This is a genomic window from Nocardia sp. NPDC047038 (genome assembly GCF_040644075.1).
Taxonomy (GTDB): Bacteria; Actinomycetota; Actinomycetes; order Mycobacteriales; family Mycobacteriaceae; genus Nocardia; species Nocardia sichangensis.
In genome coordinates this window covers 75468-95783 of record NZ_JBEYVQ010000009.1, presented here as the reverse complement: position 1 = coordinate 95783, position 20316 = coordinate 75468, and the positions used below count along the sequence as shown (strand labels likewise).

Annotated in this window: 17 protein-coding genes; 9 read left to right on the top strand and 8 right to left on the bottom strand. The window is 67.0% G+C overall.

Annotation, left to right across the window (positions count from 1 at the left end; all coding sequences use genetic code 11):
- Positions 1 to 1857 carry a Na+/H+ antiporter gene (locus ABZ824_RS26695; protein ID WP_356966090.1) on the bottom strand — a complete coding sequence of 619 codons (1857 nt, stop codon included), beginning with the start codon at positions 1855 to 1857 and terminating at the stop codon, positions 1 to 3.
- Positions 1858 to 1984: 127 nt separating this feature from the next.
- On the opposite strand from ABZ824_RS26695, the gene ABZ824_RS26690 reads away from it, so the two are divergent.
- Both ABZ824_RS26690 and ABZ824_RS26685 read left to right on the top strand, forming a co-directional pair.
- Positions 1985 to 2887 (top strand): alpha/beta hydrolase, encoded by a 903-nt coding sequence (locus tag ABZ824_RS26690; RefSeq protein WP_356966088.1) that lies wholly within the window; start codon positions 1985 to 1987, stop codon positions 2885 to 2887.
- 137 nt (positions 2888 to 3024) lie between these two features.
- Entirely contained in the window at positions 3025 to 3996 is a 972-nt protein-coding gene (locus ABZ824_RS26685; protein WP_355078016.1) for an enoyl-CoA hydratase-related protein, read from the top strand.
- A gap of 298 nt (positions 3997 to 4294) precedes the next feature.
- Here ABZ824_RS26685 and ABZ824_RS26680 read toward each other — a convergent pair whose 3' ends face one another.
- The 3 genes from ABZ824_RS26680 to ABZ824_RS26670 form a co-directional block, all read right to left on the bottom strand.
- Positions 4295 to 6508 carry a molybdopterin oxidoreductase family protein gene (locus ABZ824_RS26680; RefSeq protein ID WP_356966086.1) on the bottom strand — a complete coding sequence of 738 codons (2214 nt, stop codon included), beginning with the start codon at positions 6506 to 6508 and terminating at the stop codon, positions 4295 to 4297.
- Positions 6509 to 6574: 66 nt separating this feature from the next.
- The gene (locus ABZ824_RS26675) at positions 6575 to 7162 is read right to left on the bottom strand and encodes a GNAT family N-acetyltransferase (RefSeq protein WP_356966084.1); all 588 of its coding nucleotides are present in this window, start codon (positions 7160 to 7162) and stop codon (positions 6575 to 6577) included.
- A 298-nt stretch (positions 7163 to 7460) separates the two neighbouring features.
- Entirely contained in the window at positions 7461 to 7847 is a 387-nt protein-coding gene (locus ABZ824_RS26670; RefSeq protein WP_356966082.1) for a MerR family transcriptional regulator, read from the bottom strand.
- Between the two features lie 54 nt (positions 7848 to 7901).
- Between ABZ824_RS26670 and ABZ824_RS26665 the strand changes: the two genes are divergently transcribed.
- Complete coding sequence (locus ABZ824_RS26665; RefSeq protein ID WP_356966080.1) at positions 7902 to 8750, top strand: LLM class F420-dependent oxidoreductase; 849 nt, start codon at positions 7902 to 7904, stop codon at positions 8748 to 8750.
- A 74-nt stretch (positions 8751 to 8824) separates the two neighbouring features.
- Here ABZ824_RS26665 and ABZ824_RS26660 read toward each other — a convergent pair whose 3' ends face one another.
- From ABZ824_RS26660 to ABZ824_RS26650, 3 genes are all read right to left on the bottom strand, one after another.
- Positions 8825 to 9469 (bottom strand): hypothetical protein, encoded by a 645-nt coding sequence (locus ABZ824_RS26660; RefSeq protein WP_356966078.1) that lies wholly within the window; start codon positions 9467 to 9469, stop codon positions 8825 to 8827.
- Between the two features lie 263 nt (positions 9470 to 9732).
- On the bottom strand, positions 9733 to 10215 hold the full coding sequence (locus tag ABZ824_RS26655) for a hypothetical protein (protein WP_356966076.1): 483 nt from the start codon (positions 10213 to 10215) through the stop codon (positions 9733 to 9735).
- A 735-nt stretch (positions 10216 to 10950) separates the two neighbouring features.
- The gene (locus ABZ824_RS26650) at positions 10951 to 11985 is read right to left on the bottom strand and encodes a hypothetical protein (protein WP_356966074.1); all 1035 of its coding nucleotides are present in this window, start codon (positions 11983 to 11985) and stop codon (positions 10951 to 10953) included.
- Positions 11986 to 12105: 120 nt separating this feature from the next.
- On the opposite strand from ABZ824_RS26650, the gene ABZ824_RS26645 reads away from it, so the two are divergent.
- The 4 genes from ABZ824_RS26645 (at position 12106) to ABZ824_RS26630 (ending at position 16555) form a co-directional block, all read left to right on the top strand.
- Positions 12106 to 12816, top strand: a complete 711-nt coding sequence (locus ABZ824_RS26645) for an AAA family ATPase (RefSeq protein ID WP_356966072.1) — start codon at positions 12106 to 12108, stop codon at positions 12814 to 12816.
- A 396-nt stretch (positions 12817 to 13212) separates the two neighbouring features.
- Positions 13213 to 13929 carry a metal-dependent hydrolase gene (locus tag ABZ824_RS26640; protein ID WP_356966070.1) on the top strand — a complete coding sequence of 239 codons (717 nt, stop codon included), beginning with the start codon at positions 13213 to 13215 and terminating at the stop codon, positions 13927 to 13929.
- Positions 13930 to 14273: 344 nt separating this feature from the next.
- Positions 14274 to 15272 carry an SMP-30/gluconolactonase/LRE family protein gene (locus ABZ824_RS26635; RefSeq protein WP_356966068.1) on the top strand — a complete coding sequence of 333 codons (999 nt, stop codon included), beginning with the start codon at positions 14274 to 14276 and terminating at the stop codon, positions 15270 to 15272.
- Between the two features lie 35 nt (positions 15273 to 15307).
- Positions 15308 to 16555: an alpha/beta fold hydrolase gene (locus tag ABZ824_RS26630; RefSeq protein WP_356966067.1), complete on the top strand. Its 1248-nt coding sequence runs from the start codon at positions 15308 to 15310 to the stop codon at positions 16553 to 16555.
- Between the two features lie 42 nt (positions 16556 to 16597).
- On the opposite strand, the gene ABZ824_RS26625 is transcribed toward ABZ824_RS26630, so the two are convergent.
- Positions 16598 to 17695 carry a hypothetical protein gene (locus tag ABZ824_RS26625; protein ID WP_356966065.1) on the bottom strand — a complete coding sequence of 366 codons (1098 nt, stop codon included), beginning with the start codon at positions 17693 to 17695 and terminating at the stop codon, positions 16598 to 16600.
- A 339-nt stretch (positions 17696 to 18034) separates the two neighbouring features.
- Here ABZ824_RS26625 and ABZ824_RS26620 point away from each other — a divergent pair, with 339 nt between their 5' ends.
- Both ABZ824_RS26620 and prcB read left to right on the top strand, forming a co-directional pair.
- Positions 18035 to 19354, top strand: a complete 1320-nt coding sequence (locus ABZ824_RS26620; RefSeq protein WP_356966063.1) for a family 1 glycosylhydrolase — start codon at positions 18035 to 18037, stop codon at positions 19352 to 19354.
- 95 nt (positions 19355 to 19449) lie between these two features.
- Positions 19450 to 20271, top strand: a complete 822-nt coding sequence (gene prcB, locus ABZ824_RS26615; RefSeq protein WP_356966061.1) for a proteasome subunit beta — start codon at positions 19450 to 19452, stop codon at positions 20269 to 20271.
- The last annotated feature ends 45 nt before the right edge of the window (positions 20272 to 20316 follow it).

Genomic DNA, 20316 nt, shown 5'->3' with positions numbered 1-20316 from the left:
CTAACCGAGCAGCTCGTCGACATAGCACCAGCGCCACGCCTCTCCCGGCTCCACACTGCGCATCACCGGATGCCCGCTGGCGCCGTAGTGCTTGGTCGCGTGATTGCCCGGAGAAGAGTCGCAGCAGGCAATGTGCCCGCACGACAAGCACATCCGCAGATGCACCCACGCCAGTCCCTCCGCGAGACATTCGCCGCATTCGTCCGGCCCGCCGTGCGCACGCACCAGCGGCGCGTCCCGCAGATGCGCGCAAGCGTCGTCGGCCCCCGCCGCCGCCAGCGGTTCGACCCGTTCTTCCTCGGTCTCGTCGTAGCGATCGATGATCGACTCCTCGAGATCCAACTGCGCCAGCACATGCTGCAGGATCTCGTAGTCGACGGCGCCCGAATCCCGTACGCGCAAGACGGTTTCGCGTTCGGCCTGCAACATCGCCAACCGCAGCCGCCGGTACTCCGCGGTGGGTGTCACCAGCTCCGACTCCGCCCGCCCCAACCGCTCCCAGGCGGCGTTGGCCTTCCACAGGACGCGATCACGCAACGTCTGCACCACCCCCGGCGGCGTGTCCGGCGTGACTTCCCGCTCGAGAGCGGCCAAACCGGCCGCGGTCGCCTGCTGCAACACGTTGGCCTTCTGCAACGCGTCCTCGGCGCGACTGGGCGCGCGCAACCGCAGCCACCGCACCAGCCACGGCAACGACGTGCCTTGCACCAGCAGCGTTCCCGCCACCACCACCAGCGCCAGCAGCCGCAGCACGGCCAGCAACGGAGTGTCCTGCGGCAGCAGCAGCACCGCCGCCAACGTCACCACCCCCCGCATCCCCGCCCACGACACCACCACCAGATGACTCACCGGCACCGCCTCGCCACCACCGAGACTGCGCGACAACAACGACGACCCGAACACCCAGACCGGACGCGCCAACATCGTCGCGGCCAGCACCGCCACCGCCGACCACAGCAGGGTGGCGTGGTCGAGCTCGCTGTGCCAAGCACCCTCCACGATGCCGCGCACCTGCAACCCGATCAGCACGAACACCGCGCTCTCCAGGATGAACTGGATCGTGCGCCAATTGATGCGCTCGGCGATCCGCGACGCGGCGCTCTGCCACACCGGCGCATTGTGCCCGAGGATCATCCCGCACACGACCACCGCGATCACCCCCGAGGCGTGAATGCCCTCGGCGGGCAGATACGCCGCGAACGGCGCCAGGAACGACAACGTCGTGTCCATCACCGGGTCGGTGATCCGCCGCCGCAACATCGCCAGCAGATAGGCCACCACCACTCCCACCGCCGCGCCGCCACCGGCCGCCAGCGCGAAATCGGCGCCCGCCGCCCACACCGACACCGTGCCCACCATCGCCGCCAGCGCCGTCCGCAACGCCACCAGCGCGGTCGCGTCGTTGAACAGCGACTCGTCCTCCAGGATCGTCACGATCCGCCGCGGCATCCCGATCCGCCGCGCCACCGCCGTGGCGGCCACCGCATCCGGCGGAGCCACCACCGCACCCAGCGCGACAGCGACCGCGAACGGCACCGGCAGCAACCACCACACCACCACCGCCACGGCGAAGGTCGTGAACAACACCAACCCCACCGACAACAACCCGATCGTGCGCGCATTCGCCCGGAAATCCACCAGCGACGTGCGGATCGCGGCGGTATACAGCAAAGGAGGCAGGAAACCGAGCAGAATGATCTCCGGCTCCAAATGGATCTCCGGCACGAACGGCAGATACGACGCCGCCACCCCGCCCACCGTCAGTACCAGCGGTTCGGAGATCCCGAACCGTCGCGCCAGCGCCGCCAACGCGGCCGCCGACGCGACGAGAACAACCAGGCCGATCGCGACATGCACGGTGAAATTCTCGCAGAGCGCACGATCGGCTATCGGCCGGCGCGGTAGATGACACGTGCACGGCCGACCGAACTACTGTGCCCGGGCGCACACACGCGCCATGCTTGTCGACGACAAGGAGGTAGACATGGAGGAGTTCGCGTCCTGGCGGGCGAACGGACGACGCCACACTCATCGCGGCCACCAGATCTTCTGGCGCGACGGAGGCGCAGGCACCCACGGGACGCTGGTGTGCATCCACGGATTTCCCACCGCGTCCTGGGACTGGCATCGGATCTGGCCGGGCCTGTGCGAACGATTCGCCAGGGTCATCGCCCCCGACATGATCGGCTTCGGCTGGTCGGCCAAACCCCGCCACTACGACTACCGCATCACCGACCAAGCCGACATCCACGAGAACCTGCTGCGGGAACAGGGCATCAGCCGATACCACATCCTCGCCCACGACTACGGCGACACCGTCGCCCAGGAGCTTGTGGCCCGCGACGCCGAACGCCGCGCCGCCGGCGACGAATCCCTGGTGATCGAGTCGGTGTGCCTGCTCAACGGCGGCTTGTTCCCCGAAACACACCGCCCCCGCCCGGTGCAGCGGCTGCTGGCGAGCCCGCTCGGCCCGCTGGTCGGCGTCCTGGGCAGCGAACGCACCTTCCACCACAGCTTGGCCGCGGTATTCGGGCCCGACACCAAACCCACCGACATCGAACTGCACCAGTTCTGGCTGCTGTGGTGCAGCAGGCACGGCAAGAGCAACGGCCACAAACTCATCCGCTACATGGCCGAACGCCGCAAGCAGCGCAAGCGCTGGGTGGGCGCACTGCAGCAGGCCCAGGTCCCCGTCCGGCTCGTCGACGGCCTGTCCGATCCCGTCTCCGGCGGCCACATGGTGCACCGCTACCGCGAACTGATCACCGACCCCGATGTCGTGGAACTGTCGCGAATCGGCCACTACCCGCAACTGGAGGCACCCGAGCAGACCCTCACGGCATTCCTGGAATTCCACGACACCCGCGTCCACAAGCCCACGGCCTGACCGATGTTGCGGACCGGCCCGGCCGGTCCGCAACATCAGGGTGTAGTCCACGACCGCGCTGGACCGCTTCCGAAACGCGTTCGCGTGGAACCGTTCTCGCGTACCGACCGCTGACATGCGCACCGAAGGAGCCGCCGATGTCCGCCGCCGACCTGCCCCTGGAAACCATCGAACTCGACCAGTCCGGGCGGGTACTCACCGCGCGTGTGGTCGCGCCCCCGTGGAACTTCGTCACCACCGCGGTCGTCCGCGACCTGGACCTTCTCACCGCCGCGGTCGATATCGACGACACCGTGGGCGCGGTCGTGCTCACCGGAGGACTGCCCGGCCGCTTCCTCACCCATGCCGACCCCGCCGCCCTCGGCGGCATGATCGAGAAACCACGCCCCTTCGTCCCCGCTCGCGCCGCCGCACCGTTCCTGCGCGCCGCCGCTGCCGTCCTGCACGTTCCCGGCGCCACCGACCTGGTCGAACGCCACGGCGGCGGTCTCGGTGCGGGCCTGGTCTGGGGTTACCGCTGGAAACGCACCACCTTGCGGATGAACCGCTCCGGCGTCGCCTACCTCGCCGCCATCAACGGACCCGCACTCGGCGGCGGGCACGAGATCGCGCTGGCCTGCGATCTGCGCTACGCCGCCGACGCCGACCACGTGCGCTTGGGCCAGATCGAGACGCTGGCCAACCTCATTCCCGGCGGCGGCGCGACCCAACGCCTCACCCGCCTGCTCGGCGCCGCCAAAGCCATCGAGGTCACCCTCGAAGGCACGCCGTTCACCGCCCAGGAAGCGCTGCGTCTCGGCCTGGTGAACCGCGTACTGCCGGCCGAGGACCTGCTCACCGAAACCCAGGCCACCGCGGCCCGGCTGGCCGCCCGCAACCCGGTCGTCGTCGCCGAACTCAAACGCGCCGTCTACTTCGGCTCCGACAAATCCCTCTCCCGCGGCCTCGACGCCGAACAAGCCGGATTCGTCTCCGTCGGCACCACCACCGCGGCCGCCCGCACCACCAAAGCCTTCTTCGAAGACCTCGACCGCCTCGCCGACACCCCGTTCCTGGCCGACCCCCAACCCTGGCTGGACGGCACCCGCGTCGACCAGGTGAGCAAATGACCCACCTCGCGCAGGTCGCCTCCCGTGCGCAGAGGGAACACCACACCGGTCGACCGGAAAAGCGGCGACTGCTCGGGCTCTACCGCATAGAAAGTGCCGCACGACCAGCCCCATAGCGGGCAGATACTGCTCGAGCGGGGGCGGAGGGTTTGCCTAGCTCACCGCCGCCCCGCCCGCATATGGCACATTCCATCACCTGGACGGTGACCGGCATCGGTTCTGCCTCGGCAGCGCCGGGAAGTAACAGTGCCAGACCATCCCATTGCGATCACGCTGCCGAGCAGACGGTCCACACTCGTCAAACGGTCGGCGCGGGTTCGCGCTCGCTGAGGTCCACACGCTCCCCCGAGTCGACCGACGCCCGCGTCACCGTCACCCACGTGTTGTTCACCGCCGCCGTCCCCGAGAACGTGTCGGTCACCGCCGGATCGTGCAGCAGGTTCACATTCGCGCCCGGCAGCGACGCCGCCACCGTCCACCCGACACCCGGCTCCTGATGTCCCCACCCGTGCGGGATCGCCACCGTCCCAGCCCGGATGTCGTCACTGACCTCCAACGGCACCACGATCGCCCCGGTGCGCGAACGCACCGTCACCGGCTCACCGTCGCGCAACCCGCGCGCCGCCGCATCCTGCGGATGCATCAGCGCCGTGCAACGATCGCGCCCCTTCACCATCGACGGCACATTGTGCAGCCACGAATTGTTGCTGCGCAGATGACGGCGACCGATCAACTTCAAGTCGTAGCCGTCGGCAGGCGCGGTCACCGCCTCACCCCGCTGCGCGGCCGCGAGAACTTCACGCGCGGCCGCCACGAAATCCTCCGGCGCCACATGCACCTTCCGATCCTTCGTCCCGAGCAGCGACCGCAGCCTCGGCCGCAACGGACCCAGATCGATACCGCCCGCCGCCGCACGCGCCTTACCCACCGTCAAACCCTTGCGACCCCGCCGCAACACCCCGTACGGCCCCGCCGCCACCCCCAGCGTGGCGATCCGCACGGGGCTGACCCGATCGAACACCGCGTTGAGCACCCGCGCGGTGAGCCGCCGCGCGGGCAACGGCACCATCTCGGTGACCAACCGCGCCATGATCTGCCAATCCTCCAGCCCATCGGCGGGCGGCTCGAACACGCGCGCGTCGAAACGCAGATTGTTGCGCACACTGAACACCGGGAACAGGATGTTGACATCCTCGCGCTCCAACGGCGAGATCGGCGGCAGGATGATGTCCGCGTGCCGCGTCGTCTCCGTGACGTACATGTCCACGGCCACATAGAAATCCAGCCCGTCCAGCGCCGCCCCCAACCGGCCGCGCTGCGGCGTGGACAACACCGGATTGCCCGCATACGTGATCATCGCGCGGATCCGGCCCGGCCCCTCGGCCGACATCTCCTGCGCCAGCGCCGCCACCGGCAACTCCGAGCGGAACGACTTGTAGGTCCCGGAGCTGTCGGTCCACGCCCCATACCCCATCGGCAGGTACTTCGCATACCGCGGCGCATCGATCGGCGGCGTCGCGAACATCTGCCCACCCGCCCGATCCAAGTTGCCCGTCACCGCGTTGATCGTGTTCACCAGCCAATGCGTCAACGTGCCGGTCACCTGCTGGCACACCCCGATCCGCGCGTACAGCACCGCCGAGGGCGCCGCCGCGTGCTCCCGAGCCAGCCCGCGAATCGTCTCCGCGTCCACGCCCGCGTACTGCGCCATCTGCTCCGGCGACGCCTCGGCCACCAGCGCACGCAACCGCTCCCAACCGGTACTCGACGCGCGAATCGCCTTCTCGTCACACAGACCCTCGGCGACCAGCACATGCAACATCGCCAGCAGCAGATACACATCACCGCCCGCAGCCACCGCGACATGCTGATCGGCCAGCCGCGCCGTCTCGGTCCGCCGAGGGTCGATCACCACGACCTTCCCACCACGCCGCCGCACGTCCCGGATCCGCTGCTTCGCATTCGGCATGGTCGTCACCGACCCGTTCGACACCGCCGGATTCGCCCCCAGGATCACCAGGCGGTCGGTCCGATCGATATCGGTCACCGGCATCAGCACATTCGAGCCGAACATCCGCCACGCGACGAACTCCTGCGGGAACTGATCGATCGACGACGCCGAGAAGAAGTTCCGCGTCAGCAGCACCGACCGCAGCAACACCGCGTACAGCACCGACGAGCTGTGCGCGGCCGGATTCCCCAGATACATGCCGATCGCGCTGTTGCCGTGCTCGCGACGCACCTCGCGCAACCGTCGACCGATCTCGTCGAATGCCTCGTCCCAGCCGATCGGCTCGAACGACGAACCCACCCGCCGCACCGGCGTCCGCAACCGATCCGGGTCATGGTGCAACCCGCCCATCGCCGTCGCCTTCGGGCAGATGTACCCCTTCGACAGCACGTCCTGCGGATTGCCCTCGATCCGCGTCACCTGGTCACCGGAGACCGTGACGAGAATTCCGCAGTGCGCCTCACACAACGTGCACTGCCGGGCAATGGTGGTAGCACTCATGAATCTTCACCTTCTGCCGGATCGCTTCCCACAGGCTATCTGGGACAGCTGCTTCCGTACAGGGATCTATGCCGGGCGGAGGCGGGCATGCAAATGCATGTCGTGCCAACCGTCCGCGTGCAACCCAGCACTGCGCCGAACACCCTCCGGCGCGAATCCCGCCTTCACCGCCGCCCGGCAGGACGCGGCATTACGCACCGAGTGCGACACCTCCAGCCGATGGAAACCCACCTCGAACGCCCACCGAGTCACCGTCTCGACCGCGGCGGGCGTCACGCCGCGGCCCCGCCATCCCGGAGCCGTCCAGTACGCGATCCCCGCCACGCCATCCGCCGGTGCCATATGCCGCAACCCGACCCTGCCCGCCACCACGTCACCGACGACAACAGCCCACTGCGGGCCGTCACCATTGCTCCACCCCGCCTGCCAGCGGGCGATCAACTCCCGCGCCTCGGCCTCGGAGACGACATCGCGAACATGCCAGCGTTGGATATCCGGATCCTGGTAGACGGCCCGGATCACCGCCGCGTCGGCATTCGTCCAAGGCCGCAACAACACTGTCTCACCCCGCAAAGCGGGCTGCGTCCCGGCTGCGAACACTTCGGCGGCGACCACATCGGGCATCAGAGCGGACACATCCGGATTGTCACTCACACGCGCGCTCCACCGCCACGCATTTCGTCGACCGAATCGCCGAAGACTATTCGCACCAACCTGTTTCGCACGTGACCACGCCGCGCGGCCGCCCACAGTACCCACCGGCAGGATATGCGCCGTCACCAGGCGAGGTACGGCCAGCCGCACCCCTGCGCCCGAAACGTGCTCATATCGACCCGAGCACCCCGACGGACAGCGTCTCGTTTCCCATCGTGCCCGGCCGTGGCCACTCGGTGCGCCCCACGCAGTGAGACGACGCGGGACGTCGTGCCGGATCCGCAGCACCGCGCGGTTGCTACGTCGTGCTCTGCGCGGCGCGGTCGCTCGCTACCGGTACACCGGAGTCGAGCAGAATCGAGGCGAGCAGGTGGCGGGAGCGCGCCAGATCCGCGGCAAGCGCGTCCATTCGGTCGATCTCCGACTTCAAGATCGCTACCACCTCGGCACACGGCTCGAACCGCGGAACGGTGTCGCGGGCGCATGGCAGTACCCGACGGATGACATCGGTGGGCAACCCCGCTGCCAGAAGGGCACGGATACGAAGAACGGTCTCGACGGTGGAGTCGTCGAATCTGCGGTAGCCGTTGCCGCCACGCGCTGCCGTCAGCAAACCCTGCCGCTCGTAATAGCGCAATGCCCTCGTGCTGCAACCAGTGCGCTGCGCTAGTTCACCGATCCGCATTCCACTCACCCCGACCTTGACCTTAACGCTGGCGTCAATGTTTACCGTAGCCCAATGCAGATCGGAATCTTCACCGGCGTGACCGACGAAAGCATCGGCCCGGCCGACCTCGCCCGGGCAGTGGAAGACCGCGGCTTCGAGTCGCTGTTCGTCGCCGAGCACACGCACATACCGGTCACGGTCACCACGCCATACCCCGGTGGCGACGAGATCCCACACGACTACCACCGCAATCTCGACCCGTTCGTCACATTGTCGTTCGCAGCCGCCGCGACACAACGGTTACGGATCGGCACGGCCGTAACGCTGGTCGTCCAACGCGATCCGATCATTCTCGCCAAGGAGGTGGCGAGCCTGGACCTGGCCTCGGGAGGACGGTTCGAACTCGGCGTCGGCGTCGGCTGGCTGCGTGAAGAGATGCGCAACCACGGCACCGATCCCAGAACACGAGTTGCGCTACAGCGCGAACGACTCCTTGCGATGACAAACATCTGGACCCACCGACAAGCCGAATTCCACGGCGACTTCGTCGATTTCGACCCGCTGTACTCGTGGCCGAAGCCAGTCCAGCAGCCGCGCCCCCCGGTGTGGCTCGGCGGCTGGGGACCATCCACACACCAACGCATCCTCGACCACGCCGACGGATGGTTGGCCCCCGTCGGCCTGCCACTCGACGAGCTGGCGAGGGGGATCCGCGAACTACAGGCCCTCGCCGACCGTCACGGTCGAGCGCCGGTGCCGGTGATCGCGACACTGTTCCAACCACAGCGCCACCAACTGGAATACCTGGCGGAGTTGGGAATTCACCGCACATTGCTGGGCATCGTTCCAGTTCTGCCACACGATGCGGCGCTTCACGAGTTGGACCGGCTCGCCGAGGTGAGCTTCGGACCACACCGCTGACCCGACATCGAAGTCACACCCTTTCGTCACCGTGACGATTCGAAGACGCTTCGAAGGGGAGTAGGGGAGTCGAGCTACCCGGCCGGAACTTCCACCACTTCACCGCCGACGGCAAGCACCGGCTTCGACGGCGAAAACCCCGGCAGGAATCGGTTCACCGCAGGGATCATCAGGTGGATCAGCGGCCCGATCCCGAAGGCGTAGACCAAGGTCCCCACACCGACGCTGCCGCCGAGAACCAATCCCGTCGTCAACACCGTCACCTCGATCGCCGTGCGCACCACCCACACCGATCGCCCGGTGCACCGGACCAGTCCAGTCATCAGTCCATCCCGCGGGCCCGGACCCATACCCGCGCCGATGTACAACACACTCGCCACCGCGTTCAACACGACAGCGGCCCCCATGGCACCGGCCCGCACCGCCAGCGCATCCCACGACGGCAGCCAGGCGAGCCCGGCATCGACCGACACGGCGATCACCACGACATTGCTCACCGTGCCCAGACCCGGCAACTGTCGCAGCGGAATCCAAGCCAACAGCACCGCGACACCGGTCAGTGCCGTGACGGCACCGAAACTGATCGGCACATGCCGCGCCACACCCTGATGAAACACATCCCACGGATCCAGCCCGAGCCCCGCCCGCACCATCACCGCCATCGAGAACCCGTACAACCACAAACCGACATACAACGCGACCAACCGACGAACCAGCACCGACCCAGCGTGCCCGCAACTGGCCCCCACAGCCAGAGCCAATCACCGAACACTGGACTGTGCGACGACAGCCATCCAGCAACACCATGCGGTTACACCCGCCGCACTTCCTCGCCATCCCGATCCACCGAGCCCGCCGCTAGCCCCAACGAGCCCGATCTAGGAAAATTCCAAGACTCGTCAACCAACCCACTCCAACAGCGGTCGTCGCACCTCCGCACCCGAGCGCTCGACATCACGGTACGAAAGGCCTTGCAAGGCGATCAGAAGCCTTCAAGGTTGCCATCGACGTCGAGTAGACGCCTTTCTTCTTCCCGCCACGACTCGAACGTGGCCGGCATCGCGAGTTCGGCCTCCAGCGGCGGATAAATCTCGCCCCGCACCAGGCGCAGCAGGAACTCGGCCATTCCCATGTCGTATCTGTGGTCCTGGCCACGGCTCCTGGGCCGGAAGATCACCTCCCACCGCTCTGGCTCGCCGACGCATCGCCACAGGAAGTCGTCACCTGCCTCGTTCGACGCCCAGGTCAGCTCCCCGTCCGCGACCCGCTGCTCGGCGCGGAACAACATCTGGTCCTCATACGGAGAGCCCTCGAAGTGGGGCGCGCTGATGCCGATCGAGTCACTGATCGCCCCCATCCCATACACCGCGACGAAGCCGCGATAGTCAGCTGGCAGTTCCCATCCGGTCTCGACACGCAGCGCGTCCCAGTCGACCAGGTCGCCGCCATCCGGGGGCGGCGGCATGATTCGGCTCAGCCGTTCTACAGCCCAGTGCATGGGTGCCCTCTTGTTTGTCGAGACCGGATTCGTTCGTCTCTACCACCTTGCCCGAGGGCAGAGCTGCCATCCTGGGGTAGGGGGCAGGTCCGCAACGATGCGGGCGACGTCGCCCAACCGTTCGTTCCACGACGTCGCCGACCAATCATCCACTGCCGCACAGCGTCATACGTCGACGGCATATTTGCCAAGTTCTTCGTATCGGCGCGCACCTGGCCACGCAATACGTCACAGTGACAAAATGGCGATGCACAATCTGCATGCAGCAGGTTACGCAATCAGGTCACTCCCGGAATCGCAGCAGAAGCCCGACAGCCCTCGAACTCACCGAATCACTCTCGCCTTACCGGATCGGACAGACAGACAACGAATACGCTGCACAATCACTGCTGCGAACCGCCCCAAAATTGCGCCGATAATCAACATTATGTCAACTAGAGGACTGGTAACCGCTCCTCCGGTTCGAAGAAGCCTCATCTCCCGGCGCGTCCAAGTGAGACGTATCGGCGAGGCTGAGCATCGCGCGATTGCGAACGACACGAAACCGCCAGCCTCCACCGGCAGCATCATCCACGTGGTGATGACGAATGTCAGCGCGTAGCCGTGCGTTACGACGATGTGGTCGTGGTCGGTGTCCGCGCCGGTTCGCGGCTCGGCGCCGGGCCCAACCCTGAAATATGGCCCGGCGTCGAGGAGGCGGATTCAAGCCAGCAAGTCCGCGAGTTCCGCGTGCAGATCCAGCAACGTGGAAATCTGACCGGCCGGACGGCGGCCCATACCGCACTCGGTGGCGATGCCGAACTCGCCGACCACCGAGCGGGCAGCTTCGATCCGCGCCAGCGCGCCGGCACGGCCGTCGGTGGCGTGCACCAGCCCGAGGTGCAAGTCCGTTCCAGATGGCAAAACAAGATCGGCGAGAGGCTTGAAATAGTCGGCATCGGTACGCGAGCGCGGAACCGGCAGGTGAATCCAGTCGACCCGCCGCTCCAGCCCGCCCAGGATACGGCCGGCGACCGCAGCCAGCTTGCCGGTATCGGCGGGTTCGGCGAAGTGCCGGTGACCGAAATCGCCGTAGCAGAGGTGATAACCAAGATCCACCGACTCGGGCACAGCACCGCCCAACCGAACGAGCCGCCGCCCCACTTCCTCGAGCTGCGTCGGATAGTCGGAGCCGAACCACGACGGGAAGACGCCCTCGAAGATCGCGAACTCCACCGCGGCATCCCACTGCACCGCAAGGTCTTCCGCCGGGATCGTGCCGAGGATGACGGCGAGTTCGTCGAGCAGCCGCGCCTCGTACCTGCGCTCCAACTCGCCCTGCGGACCCGCGACGAACGCACCGATCACCGCGATAGGCGTTGGCAAGCTCACCTGGAACCGAATGCCCGCGGGGATCGTCCCGTCCTCACGCAGCCGGTGGAAGACTCGCCAGGATTCCAGCGCCGCCTCCGCGTAACCCAAGGGACCGAAGTCGATCGACGCCGGGTCCATGCCGGGCTTGGGCCGCACCCGCTCGCTCGGCCCGTACTCGGGGCTCGGCGGCGGAATGGTTTCCAGGTCCGGATGCGCCTGCATCTTGGGCAACTGCCACACTACCCAGTTGTCCCGAACTCCGGTCTCCCCATCCGGAATGCGCTTCAAGTGCTTGCCGATTCGCCGCGCCGCCTCGGTGAAGACTGTTTCCGCATCCGCCAACGGCACACTGCCGCACAGATGAACTCCGCGCCCCTCACCCACCACAACCTCCTCCGCAGGGCCTACCACTGGTTGAGCCGATCTGATCGAAACCAGACATTTGCCACGCTCCGTCCAGACGTCCGGATCGAGATACAGCTATCGATCATCTAGCGCTATGCGATGCAGCGTATGCGCGGAGTGCGAAGTGAGATCCCCAGGTCTGGGAACCATCGGCGAAAGGTTCACTGGCCGAACACTCCTCCCTTCCGGCTTGCCGGTCATGGCGATGCGCAACGAGAATCAGGCCCGCCGACTTGTTCTTCTCGATCGCCCCGGAGGTTCGTCGCCATCTGCGAACTACTCGTTCTCGTCAACGGACTACCAGGCTCCGGGAAGTCCACCTTGGCTCCGGCGCTGGCGCTCGAACTCGGTGCGCACTTGATCACGCGGGACGCCATCAAAGAGGCGCTGGGCTCAGGGCTCGATCACACCGCGGTACTACCGAATATCGGGGCGATCGCGACAGAGGCCGCCTGGGCGCTGGCCGCCGCGCTTCCCGGTGTCGCGCTGATCGACTCGTGGTGGTTCAAACCCCGAGATGCGCGCTACGCCGCCAACGGCATCGTGAAGTCGGGCGCGACGCGAGCAGTGGAGGTCTGGTGCTCGGTTCCGCCGGAGCTCGCCCGCGACCGATACCGCGGCCGTACACGTGCCGCCCTGTACCACGACGACGCGCACCTCGCGCACGACTGGGACCACTGGGCGCGCCTGGCCGAACCGCTCGCGCTCACGCCGGTCGTCGCCGTCGACACCACCGGCCCGGTCGACGGATCCGACCTCGCGCGCCGGATCATGGCCGCAGCGACTGTTGCCATCGGCGACGTCCTCTAGCACTGGATTCACATCACGCCTGGTCCCCCGGCCTCGATGCTGCTTTGGTTTGAGTCCGGCTGGGTCGGAACTTCGACGGTAGGTGGGAATCATGCATATATACGCAAAGGAACGTATCGCAATTTTTCCTTCGCGCGCTAATGCACGTGCACCACGGATCGCTTCAAGCGACGCTCATGATGTCGCGAGGTATGCATGAACAGTTCTCACGCCAGCATCCCGCGCTGAACCGGATTGTCCACCTACAGAACGTTTTACGCATCGCCACGACTCTTACCAGCACTCCCCCACCTCATTTCCGCGCAAGCCCGAACGCAGGACACGCTTCACGCACGACTTCCGACCTCGCACAGCGGCATTCGCGAACCGATAGCAAGCTGAACTAACGTTCGAATCGTGCTTGGACATTCACATGCGACCAGTGGCGCGTTGGCCTGGTCGGCGGCAGCGGCGACGCTACCGGTCACGATCTTGACGTTTCCGGCTCTCCAGGATGCGACGGGACACCTCGGTACCGTCGACCTGTTGCTCGGCGTCTTTCTCACGGCCGGGGCCGCACTGCTGCCAGACGCGGACCACCCCGACGGGACCATCTCGCACACTTTGGGTCCGATCACGCACACCGCATGCAAGCTCATCTCCTGGGCCTCCGGCGGCCATCGCGGCGCCACGCACTCCCTGGCCTTCGTCGCGGCCGCCGCCTACGGCACGTGGGCCGGCGAGCACTGGCTCGGGCACTGGTTCACCCTGAGCCTGGTCTTCTTCCTCCTCGCCCTGGCTGTGCGCGCACTGCATCTGTGCCCGTCCGGCAACAACTTCAAGGCATGGGGACCGATCGTCGTACTCGCCTCCGCGGGCACGTTCGCCATGGAACATTGGATCGCCGACAAGCCGGTCTGGCTGCCGTTCGCGGTCGGACTCGGCGCACTGGCCCACCTGCTCGGCGACTGCCTCACCGAGCGCGGCTGCCGCCTGTTCTGGCCTTTCGGCCTACGAGTCAGCCTTCCCGTCATCGAGCGCACCGGGAACAAGGTCGAAACCTTCATCATCGCACCGCTTTTCACGGTCGGTACCCTGGCAATTCTCTGGTACACCATCACCCACCAGCCCTGACGTCTCGATGCCGCTGCCCAGGCCGCCGCGCTCCCGGCGGCGCGATTGCCGCGACAGGCGGCCTGCGCAGCAGCGTGAGAGGCCGTTCGTTCCGCTCCGCGTAGTCGTCGCCGATCTCGCGCGCTCCCCTCCCTCTTCAATGCTGCTTTGGCCTGTTCGGGTTGAGTGAGTTTGGCTGGAATGATCGGGTAACATTAGTAGATGCGCATATCTACGTAGCGACATGTTTTTACTCGCAGTCCGCACGCATCCGTCCTTGGCACCTCCGCCTCCGCCCATAAGCGGTCCCCGACCGCGCACCATTTCTCCCGAGACCTCCGCACTCCCCCGGCTACCCTGATGCCATGCTCGCCTCGACCATGCAGCCGCAACGCTGGACACCACCGCGCTCCCCCGCACGAGCGCATCGAACTCGTAGTGCTCCACCTCTTCCCGACATCCGGCGCCTCGAGCTGCCTGGTGCCGGCCCGGAAGATGTCGTCCTCTCCCCCGACGGCAGGATCATCGCGGGCGTCGAAGGCGGTGCGGTCCTCAGCATCGATCCGGCGACCGGCGACGTCCGCGAACTCGCGAACACCGGAGGCCGCCCGCTCGGTCTGCACGCCGACGCCGACGGGCGCGTGCTGATCTGCGATTTCGAACGTGGACTGCTGGAGCTGGACGCCGAGGGCGGGCTGAACGTCCTGGTCGACGAAATCGACGGCGAGCGACTACGGTTCGCCAGCAATGTGGTGCGCGATGCCGACGGCACGATCTACTTCTCGGCGTCGTCGCGCCGGTACTCGCTCGACGAGTACATGGGTGACATCCTGGAGCACTCCGGCACGGGTCGCCTGTTCCGCCGGGACCCCGCGGGCAACGTGGAGACGCTCATCGACGATCTGCAATTCGCCAACGGTGTCGTCCTGGCGCCCGATCGCTCCAGCGTGGTCGTCGCGGAGACCGGCGGCTACCGTCTCACGCGCTATTGGCTGACCGGCCCGAAGGCGGGAACGCAGGAACGGTTGATCGAGAATCTGCCCGGATTCCCGGACAACCTGGGCCTCGGCAGCGACGGCCTGATCTGGATCACGCTTCCTTCGCCGCGTAATCCGTTGCTGGATCGCCTGCTTCCGCTGCCTGGCATTCTGCGGCGCATCGTGTGGACGCTGCCGAAGTGGGTGCAGCCGAAGCCTGCGCGGACGGTGTGGGTGCTGGCGGTCGATTTCGACGGCAACGTCGTGCACGACCTTCAGGTCGAGGGCACCGACTATTCGATGGTGACCGGCGTGGTCGAGCAGGACGGCGTGCTGTATCTGGGCAGTCTCACCGAGGCGGCGGTGGCTGTGTCGCGGGTGCCGTAGGGTTCACTTTCAGTGCACACTTGTACACTGAGGTTGTGACGAAGGATGTGCCGCAGCGGCAAGCGGAGGTCAGGGCGCTGGCCCGGCTGGCCGGTGACGAACTCGGCGGTGCGGTCGACGGGATCGCGGCCGTGCACCGGGCGATCGCGCACCGCGTGTTCGCGGCGGTGCGGTGGGGCGTGGGGCCTGCGGCGGCTCCGGTCGAGTTGATGCACGATGCGATCGCGGAGAGCGTCTACCGCGCGGTCGGTGGATCCGGGGTGGCGGCGGGCATGGTCGCGGAACGGGCAGCGGATCTGCCCGGCGTCGCACCGTCACGCACGGTGTACGGCTCGGGATTGCTGGCCGCGCTGCAGGGTTTGATCGGTGATGATCTCGAACGGACGCGGCCGATTCTGGCCGGGCCGATGACGTTCCGGATCGACGGCGCTCCCGTGCCCGCGGAGCTCGTCGGTGCGCGCGTTCAACGGCCCGCCGCGCACGTCGTGGTGTTCTTGCACGGCTTGGTGGAAACCGAGCACGCGTGGGGTTTGGGCGGCGGGCCGACCTATGCCGAGCGTCTGGAGTCCGATACGGGATGTACGTCGTTGCAGGTCCGGTACAACACCGGTCTGCACATCTCGGAGAACGCGGCGCAGTTCAGCGAGCTGATGCAGGGCTTGGTCGACGGGTGGCCGGTGCCGATCGAGCGAGTGTCGCTGGTAGGTCATTCGATGGGTGGGTTGGTCGCCCGGGGTGCGTGCTTTGTGGCGAGTGAAGCCGGGGTGCCGTGGGTGCGGCGGGTGCGCCACGTGGTGTGCCTGGGTTCACCGCATATGGGCGCGCCGCTGGAGCAGTTGGTGCATTACGCGTCGGCGGCGCTGGTGCGGTTTCCGGAAACTCGTCCGTTCGGGCGGCTGTTGCGTCGCCGCAGCGCGGGTATCCGGGACCTTCGGGACGGCTCCCTGGTGGACGAGGATTGGCGTGATCTGGACGCCGATGCGCTGCGTCGCCGGGTGGTTCGGGAGGTTCCGCTGCTGCGGGACGCGGAGCATTATTTCGTTACCGCCGCGGTCACGCGGAATTCGCGGCATCCGCTGGGGCGTGTGATCGGTGACGGGCTGGTTCTCACACCGAGTGGCTCGGGCCGGGCTCGGACCCGGCGCATCGGGTTCGATGTCGACAAAGGTATGCATGTCGCGTCGGCGCATCACTTCACGTTGCTCAATCACGCGGCGGTCTACCGCGCGTTGCGTACCTGGTTGGCCTCGGAATCGGCTGGGTCCGAAGAAGTTTCTCGCTGAACTCCCGGCGGGGCAGGGCGTGGCCGTGCCCCGCCTCGGCGTTCAGAGAAGGTCTTCGGGGTCGGCGTCGGCTTCGAGGCGCACGTCTTCGGCGAAGCGGGTTTCGGTTTCGGCGTCGTCGTGCTCGGTGTGGGCGGCGTAGAGCAGCAGGCAGCCGCGGATGCCGTCGAGGAGGTCTTCCAAGAGGTCGAGAGCGGGGCGGGCGGGGTCGAGTCGGCTGATGCGGAAGCTGGTGAGCATTGCTTCGCGGGTGTCGGCGTCGACGCCGAATCGGTGGGCTTGGGCTTCGATGTCGGCGACGCGGGCGACGAGGCTCCAGGGGGCCGGGACGCGGCCTTCGTGGACGGCCATCGCTTCGGCGATCAGGTCGAGGACGACTTCGGTCGGGGTGTCGCCTGCGGCGAGTCGTTCGAGGACGAGGGTGGGTGTCTCGACTTGGAGTGCTTCGATGTCGTCGGCTTCGGCGACGACGTCGGTGGTGGCTACGTTCGCGGCCTCGCCTGCGACTTCGGCGGCGGCGTAGAGCCAGTGTGCCGCGGCGACGGAGGCGGAGGCGGGGTCGAGTTCGGTGAACAGTTCGATGCTGCCGAGTGGGTCGTTGCGCAGGAGTGCGTCGGCGGCGTGGACCTGGGCCGGGGATACGTCGGGGCGGGACAGTTCGACGGCTTGGCGGGCGCGGCCGGAGAGGTCGCCGCGTTCGGCGGATTCGATGGCTTCCTGTTCGGTGCGTACCTCGGCGGCGACGGTTTCGAGCAGGGCGGCGTGGTCGATGTCGTGCAGGGTGCGGCCGATGCGGTGGGCGGATTCGACGACGCCGCTGTAGGAGACGAGCAGTCCTTCGTCGGTGGGCAGGTGGGGATTGCGCAGTCCGGCTTCGACTTCTTTGAAGTTGCGGCGTTCTTCGGCGCGGCGCCATGCTTCGCTGTTGGGGACGTCGGGGTCGCCTGCGGCGCTGGCGGGGTGGGTGTAGGTGCGCCATTGGAACCGCGAGAGGGTGGTGAGGTTCGACGCCAGATCGGTTGCCTGGTCCGTGGTCACCTGCGGGGGCAGGGTGGCCACCGTCTGGGCGAGGTCGCCTCGTCCGGTCGCCCAGGTGGCGACGAGGGCGGCGCGGTCGGCATCGAATGCGTATCTGGTCACCTGGGCAAGTCTGGTCGATCGGCGGCGGATGCGCTCGGTCAATTGATTCGCTTGTGTGATGTTGTGCGGCGTTTCCTGGGGACGCGCTGGGAGGATGGGGCTATGACTGTCGGTCATGGTGATCCTGGGGGCGGGCCTTCGGCAGCGGAGGAGGCGAGAACTATTGCGGCCGGGTCGAATACCGCGAGGTCGGCGAGTGCGGCGGAGGATGGTTCGCCGTGGGCGTGGAGTTGGCGCGGCGGTCGGGGTTGGGGTGGGCCCGGATTGTGACGGTTGTGGGATCTACGACACGCGAGTTCTTCCCCCGGTCACCAGCAATCTCACAGTTACGCTACGGCGATGCGTACACGCACTCACCGGCGCGGGTTCGCCGCGTTGTCGGCCGCTGCGGCGATGCTGATGGCTTCGGGGGTTTCCGCTGCTCAGCCGGGCCGGGAGTTGCCCGCGTTCGGTAGGGATTTCTTGTGGGGCGTGGCGTCGTCGGGGTTTCAGTCCGAGGGTCATGCGCCGGACAGCAACTGGTCGCGTTTCATCGCGTCGGGTGGGACGGCGGATCCGTATCTGGATTCGGTGGACTTCGCTCGCCGCTATCTCACCGATATCGATCTGGCGGCGCGGCTGGGTGTGCGGGTGTATCGGGTGGGTATCGAGTGGGCGCGGTTGCAGCCGGCGCCGCATGCCTGGGATGAGGCGGCGTTCGGGTTCTACGACGATGTGATCGCCCGGATCGTCGGGGCGGGGATGCGGCCGATGCTGACGTTGGATCACTGGGTGTATCCGGGGTGGGCGGTGGATCGGGGCGGGTGGCGCGATCCGGGCATGGTGGAGGATTGGCTGGCGAATATGCGCAAGGTGGTGCAGCGGTATGCCTCGCGTGATCCGCTGTGGGTGACGTTCAACGAGCCTGTGGCGTATGTCGGCACCGAGTTGCGCACGGGCGGGATCGGTGTCGATGAGGCGCCGGTGATGCTGGATCGGATCGCGCAGGCGCACAACGAGATCTACGACGTCATCCACGGTTATCGGCCGGGTGCTCAGGTGACCAGCAATCTGGGGTATGTGGCGGGTGCGGAGACGGAGGTGAATCAGCCGATCGTGGACCGGATTTCGGCGAAGTTGGACTTCATCGGTCTGGACTATTACTTCGCTCCGTTGCCGCAGACCGGGGAGGCGGCGCAGGGCGGTGTGGAGGGGGGTCCGCCGATGTGGGAGCTGCCGGTGCATCCGGAGGGTATCTACTACGCGTTGCGGCATTACGCGCGCCAGTTTCCGGGGCGGCCGCTGTATGTGGTGGAGAACGGGCTTCCGACGGAGAACGGGCAGGTGCGCCCGGATGGGTATACCCGCGCCGATCATCTGCGGGACACGGTGTATTGGCTGCAGCGGGCGAAGGCCGATGGGATGAATGTGGTCGGCTACAACTATTGGAGTCTGACGGACAACTATGAGTGGGGTTCCTATGCGCCGCGGTTCGGGCTCTATACGGTCGATGTGCTGACCGATCCGACGTTGGCGCGCCGCCCGACCGATGGGGTCGACGCGTATGCCCGGCTGATCCGCGCGGGTGGTGTGGCGCCGGATTATCGGCCGACGCGGGCTCCGGTTCCCTGTGTCCACATCGATGCGGCGGAGACCTGTGTCGGGGAGGATCCGGCCTAGCGCGGTTGTCGCCGGGTGGTGGTGGGGTTCCGGTAACGTCGGGCGGAAGTGCACGCGTTCGCGGGTGGGGCACGCTCCGCCCGGAGAGGTGATTCATGACGACCGATAGTCACCTGCCGCTCGGCTTGCGGTACCCGGCGGCGTCCTTTTCGGAGTATCTGCGCCGGTATGCGCCGCGGTTGTTGCCGGATCCGGATTTCGGCGGTGGCGCGAGTGGTGTCGCGCCGCACGGGACGACGATCGTCGCGATCGGTTATCGCGGTGGTGTGCTGGTGGCGGGTGATCGGCGGGGCACGATGGCGCATCTGGTGTCGACGCGCGATATGCAGAAGGTGTTCGTCACCGACACGTATTCGGCGGCGGGTTTCGCGGGCACGGTCGGGATGGCGGTGGAGATGATCCGGTTGTTCGCGGTGGAGCTCGAGCATTACGAGAAGATCGAGGGAGCGTCGCTGACGTTCGACGGCAAGGCCACGAAGTTGTCGGCGATGGTGCGGGCGAATCTGCCTGCGGCGCTGCAGGATATGGCGGTGATCCCGGTGCTGGTCGGCTACGACCCGGACGCTGTAGAGCCGGAGCGGGCGGGGCGGATCGTGTCGTATGACGCGGTGGGTGGTCGGCAGGAGGAGCGTTTCGGTTACACGGCGGTCGGTTCGGGGTCGGTGTTCGCGAAGTCGTCGTTGAAGAAGACCTATCACCGTGCGATCGATGCGGAGGCGGCGTTGCGTCTGGCGGTGCAGGCGCTGTTCGACGCGGCCGATGACGATACCGCGACGGGTGGCCCGGATCTGTTGCGCGACATCTATCCGACCGCGGTGCTGGTCGATGCCGACGGCGCGGTGGAGGTGCCGGAGGAGCGTCTGGCGCGGATCGCCCGGGCGGTGGCGGATGCGCGTGCGGCCGCGGAGGGGCGCTAGCGGCGGGATGTCCGCTTCGGGCGGTGTTGCTGGGAATGCGTTCGG

What these genes read in the sequence shown, in the direction of transcription:
- ABZ824_RS26670 (WP_356966082.1), bottom strand. Translation starts at nt 7,847, where the DNA reads ATGCGGATCGGTGAACTAGCGCAGCGCACTGGTTGCAGCACGAGGGCA.
- ABZ824_RS26690 (WP_356966088.1), top strand. Translation starts at nt 1,985, where the DNA reads ATGGAGGAGTTCGCGTCCTGGCGGGCGAACGGACGACGCCACACTCAT.
- ABZ824_RS26655 (WP_356966076.1), bottom strand. Translation starts at nt 10,215, where the DNA reads ATGCCGCCGCCCCCGGATGGCGGCGACCTGGTCGACTGGGACGCGCTG.
- ABZ824_RS26620 (WP_356966063.1), top strand. Translation starts at nt 18,035, where the DNA reads ATGCGTACACGCACTCACCGGCGCGGGTTCGCCGCGTTGTCGGCCGCT.
- ABZ824_RS26685 (WP_355078016.1), top strand. Translation starts at nt 3,025, where the DNA reads ATGTCCGCCGCCGACCTGCCCCTGGAAACCATCGAACTCGACCAGTCC.
- ABZ824_RS26645 (WP_356966072.1), top strand. Translation starts at nt 12,106, where the DNA reads ATGCAGCGTATGCGCGGAGTGCGAAGTGAGATCCCCAGGTCTGGGAAC.
- ABZ824_RS26665 (WP_356966080.1), top strand. Translation starts at nt 7,902, where the DNA reads ATGCAGATCGGAATCTTCACCGGCGTGACCGACGAAAGCATCGGCCCG.
- ABZ824_RS26635 (WP_356966068.1), top strand. Translation starts at nt 14,274, where the DNA reads ATGCTCGCCTCGACCATGCAGCCGCAACGCTGGACACCACCGCGCTCC.
- ABZ824_RS26680 (WP_356966086.1), bottom strand. Translation starts at nt 6,508, where the DNA reads ATGAGTGCTACCACCATTGCCCGGCAGTGCACGTTGTGTGAGGCGCAC.
- prcB (WP_356966061.1), top strand. Translation starts at nt 19,450, where the DNA reads ATGACGACCGATAGTCACCTGCCGCTCGGCTTGCGGTACCCGGCGGCG.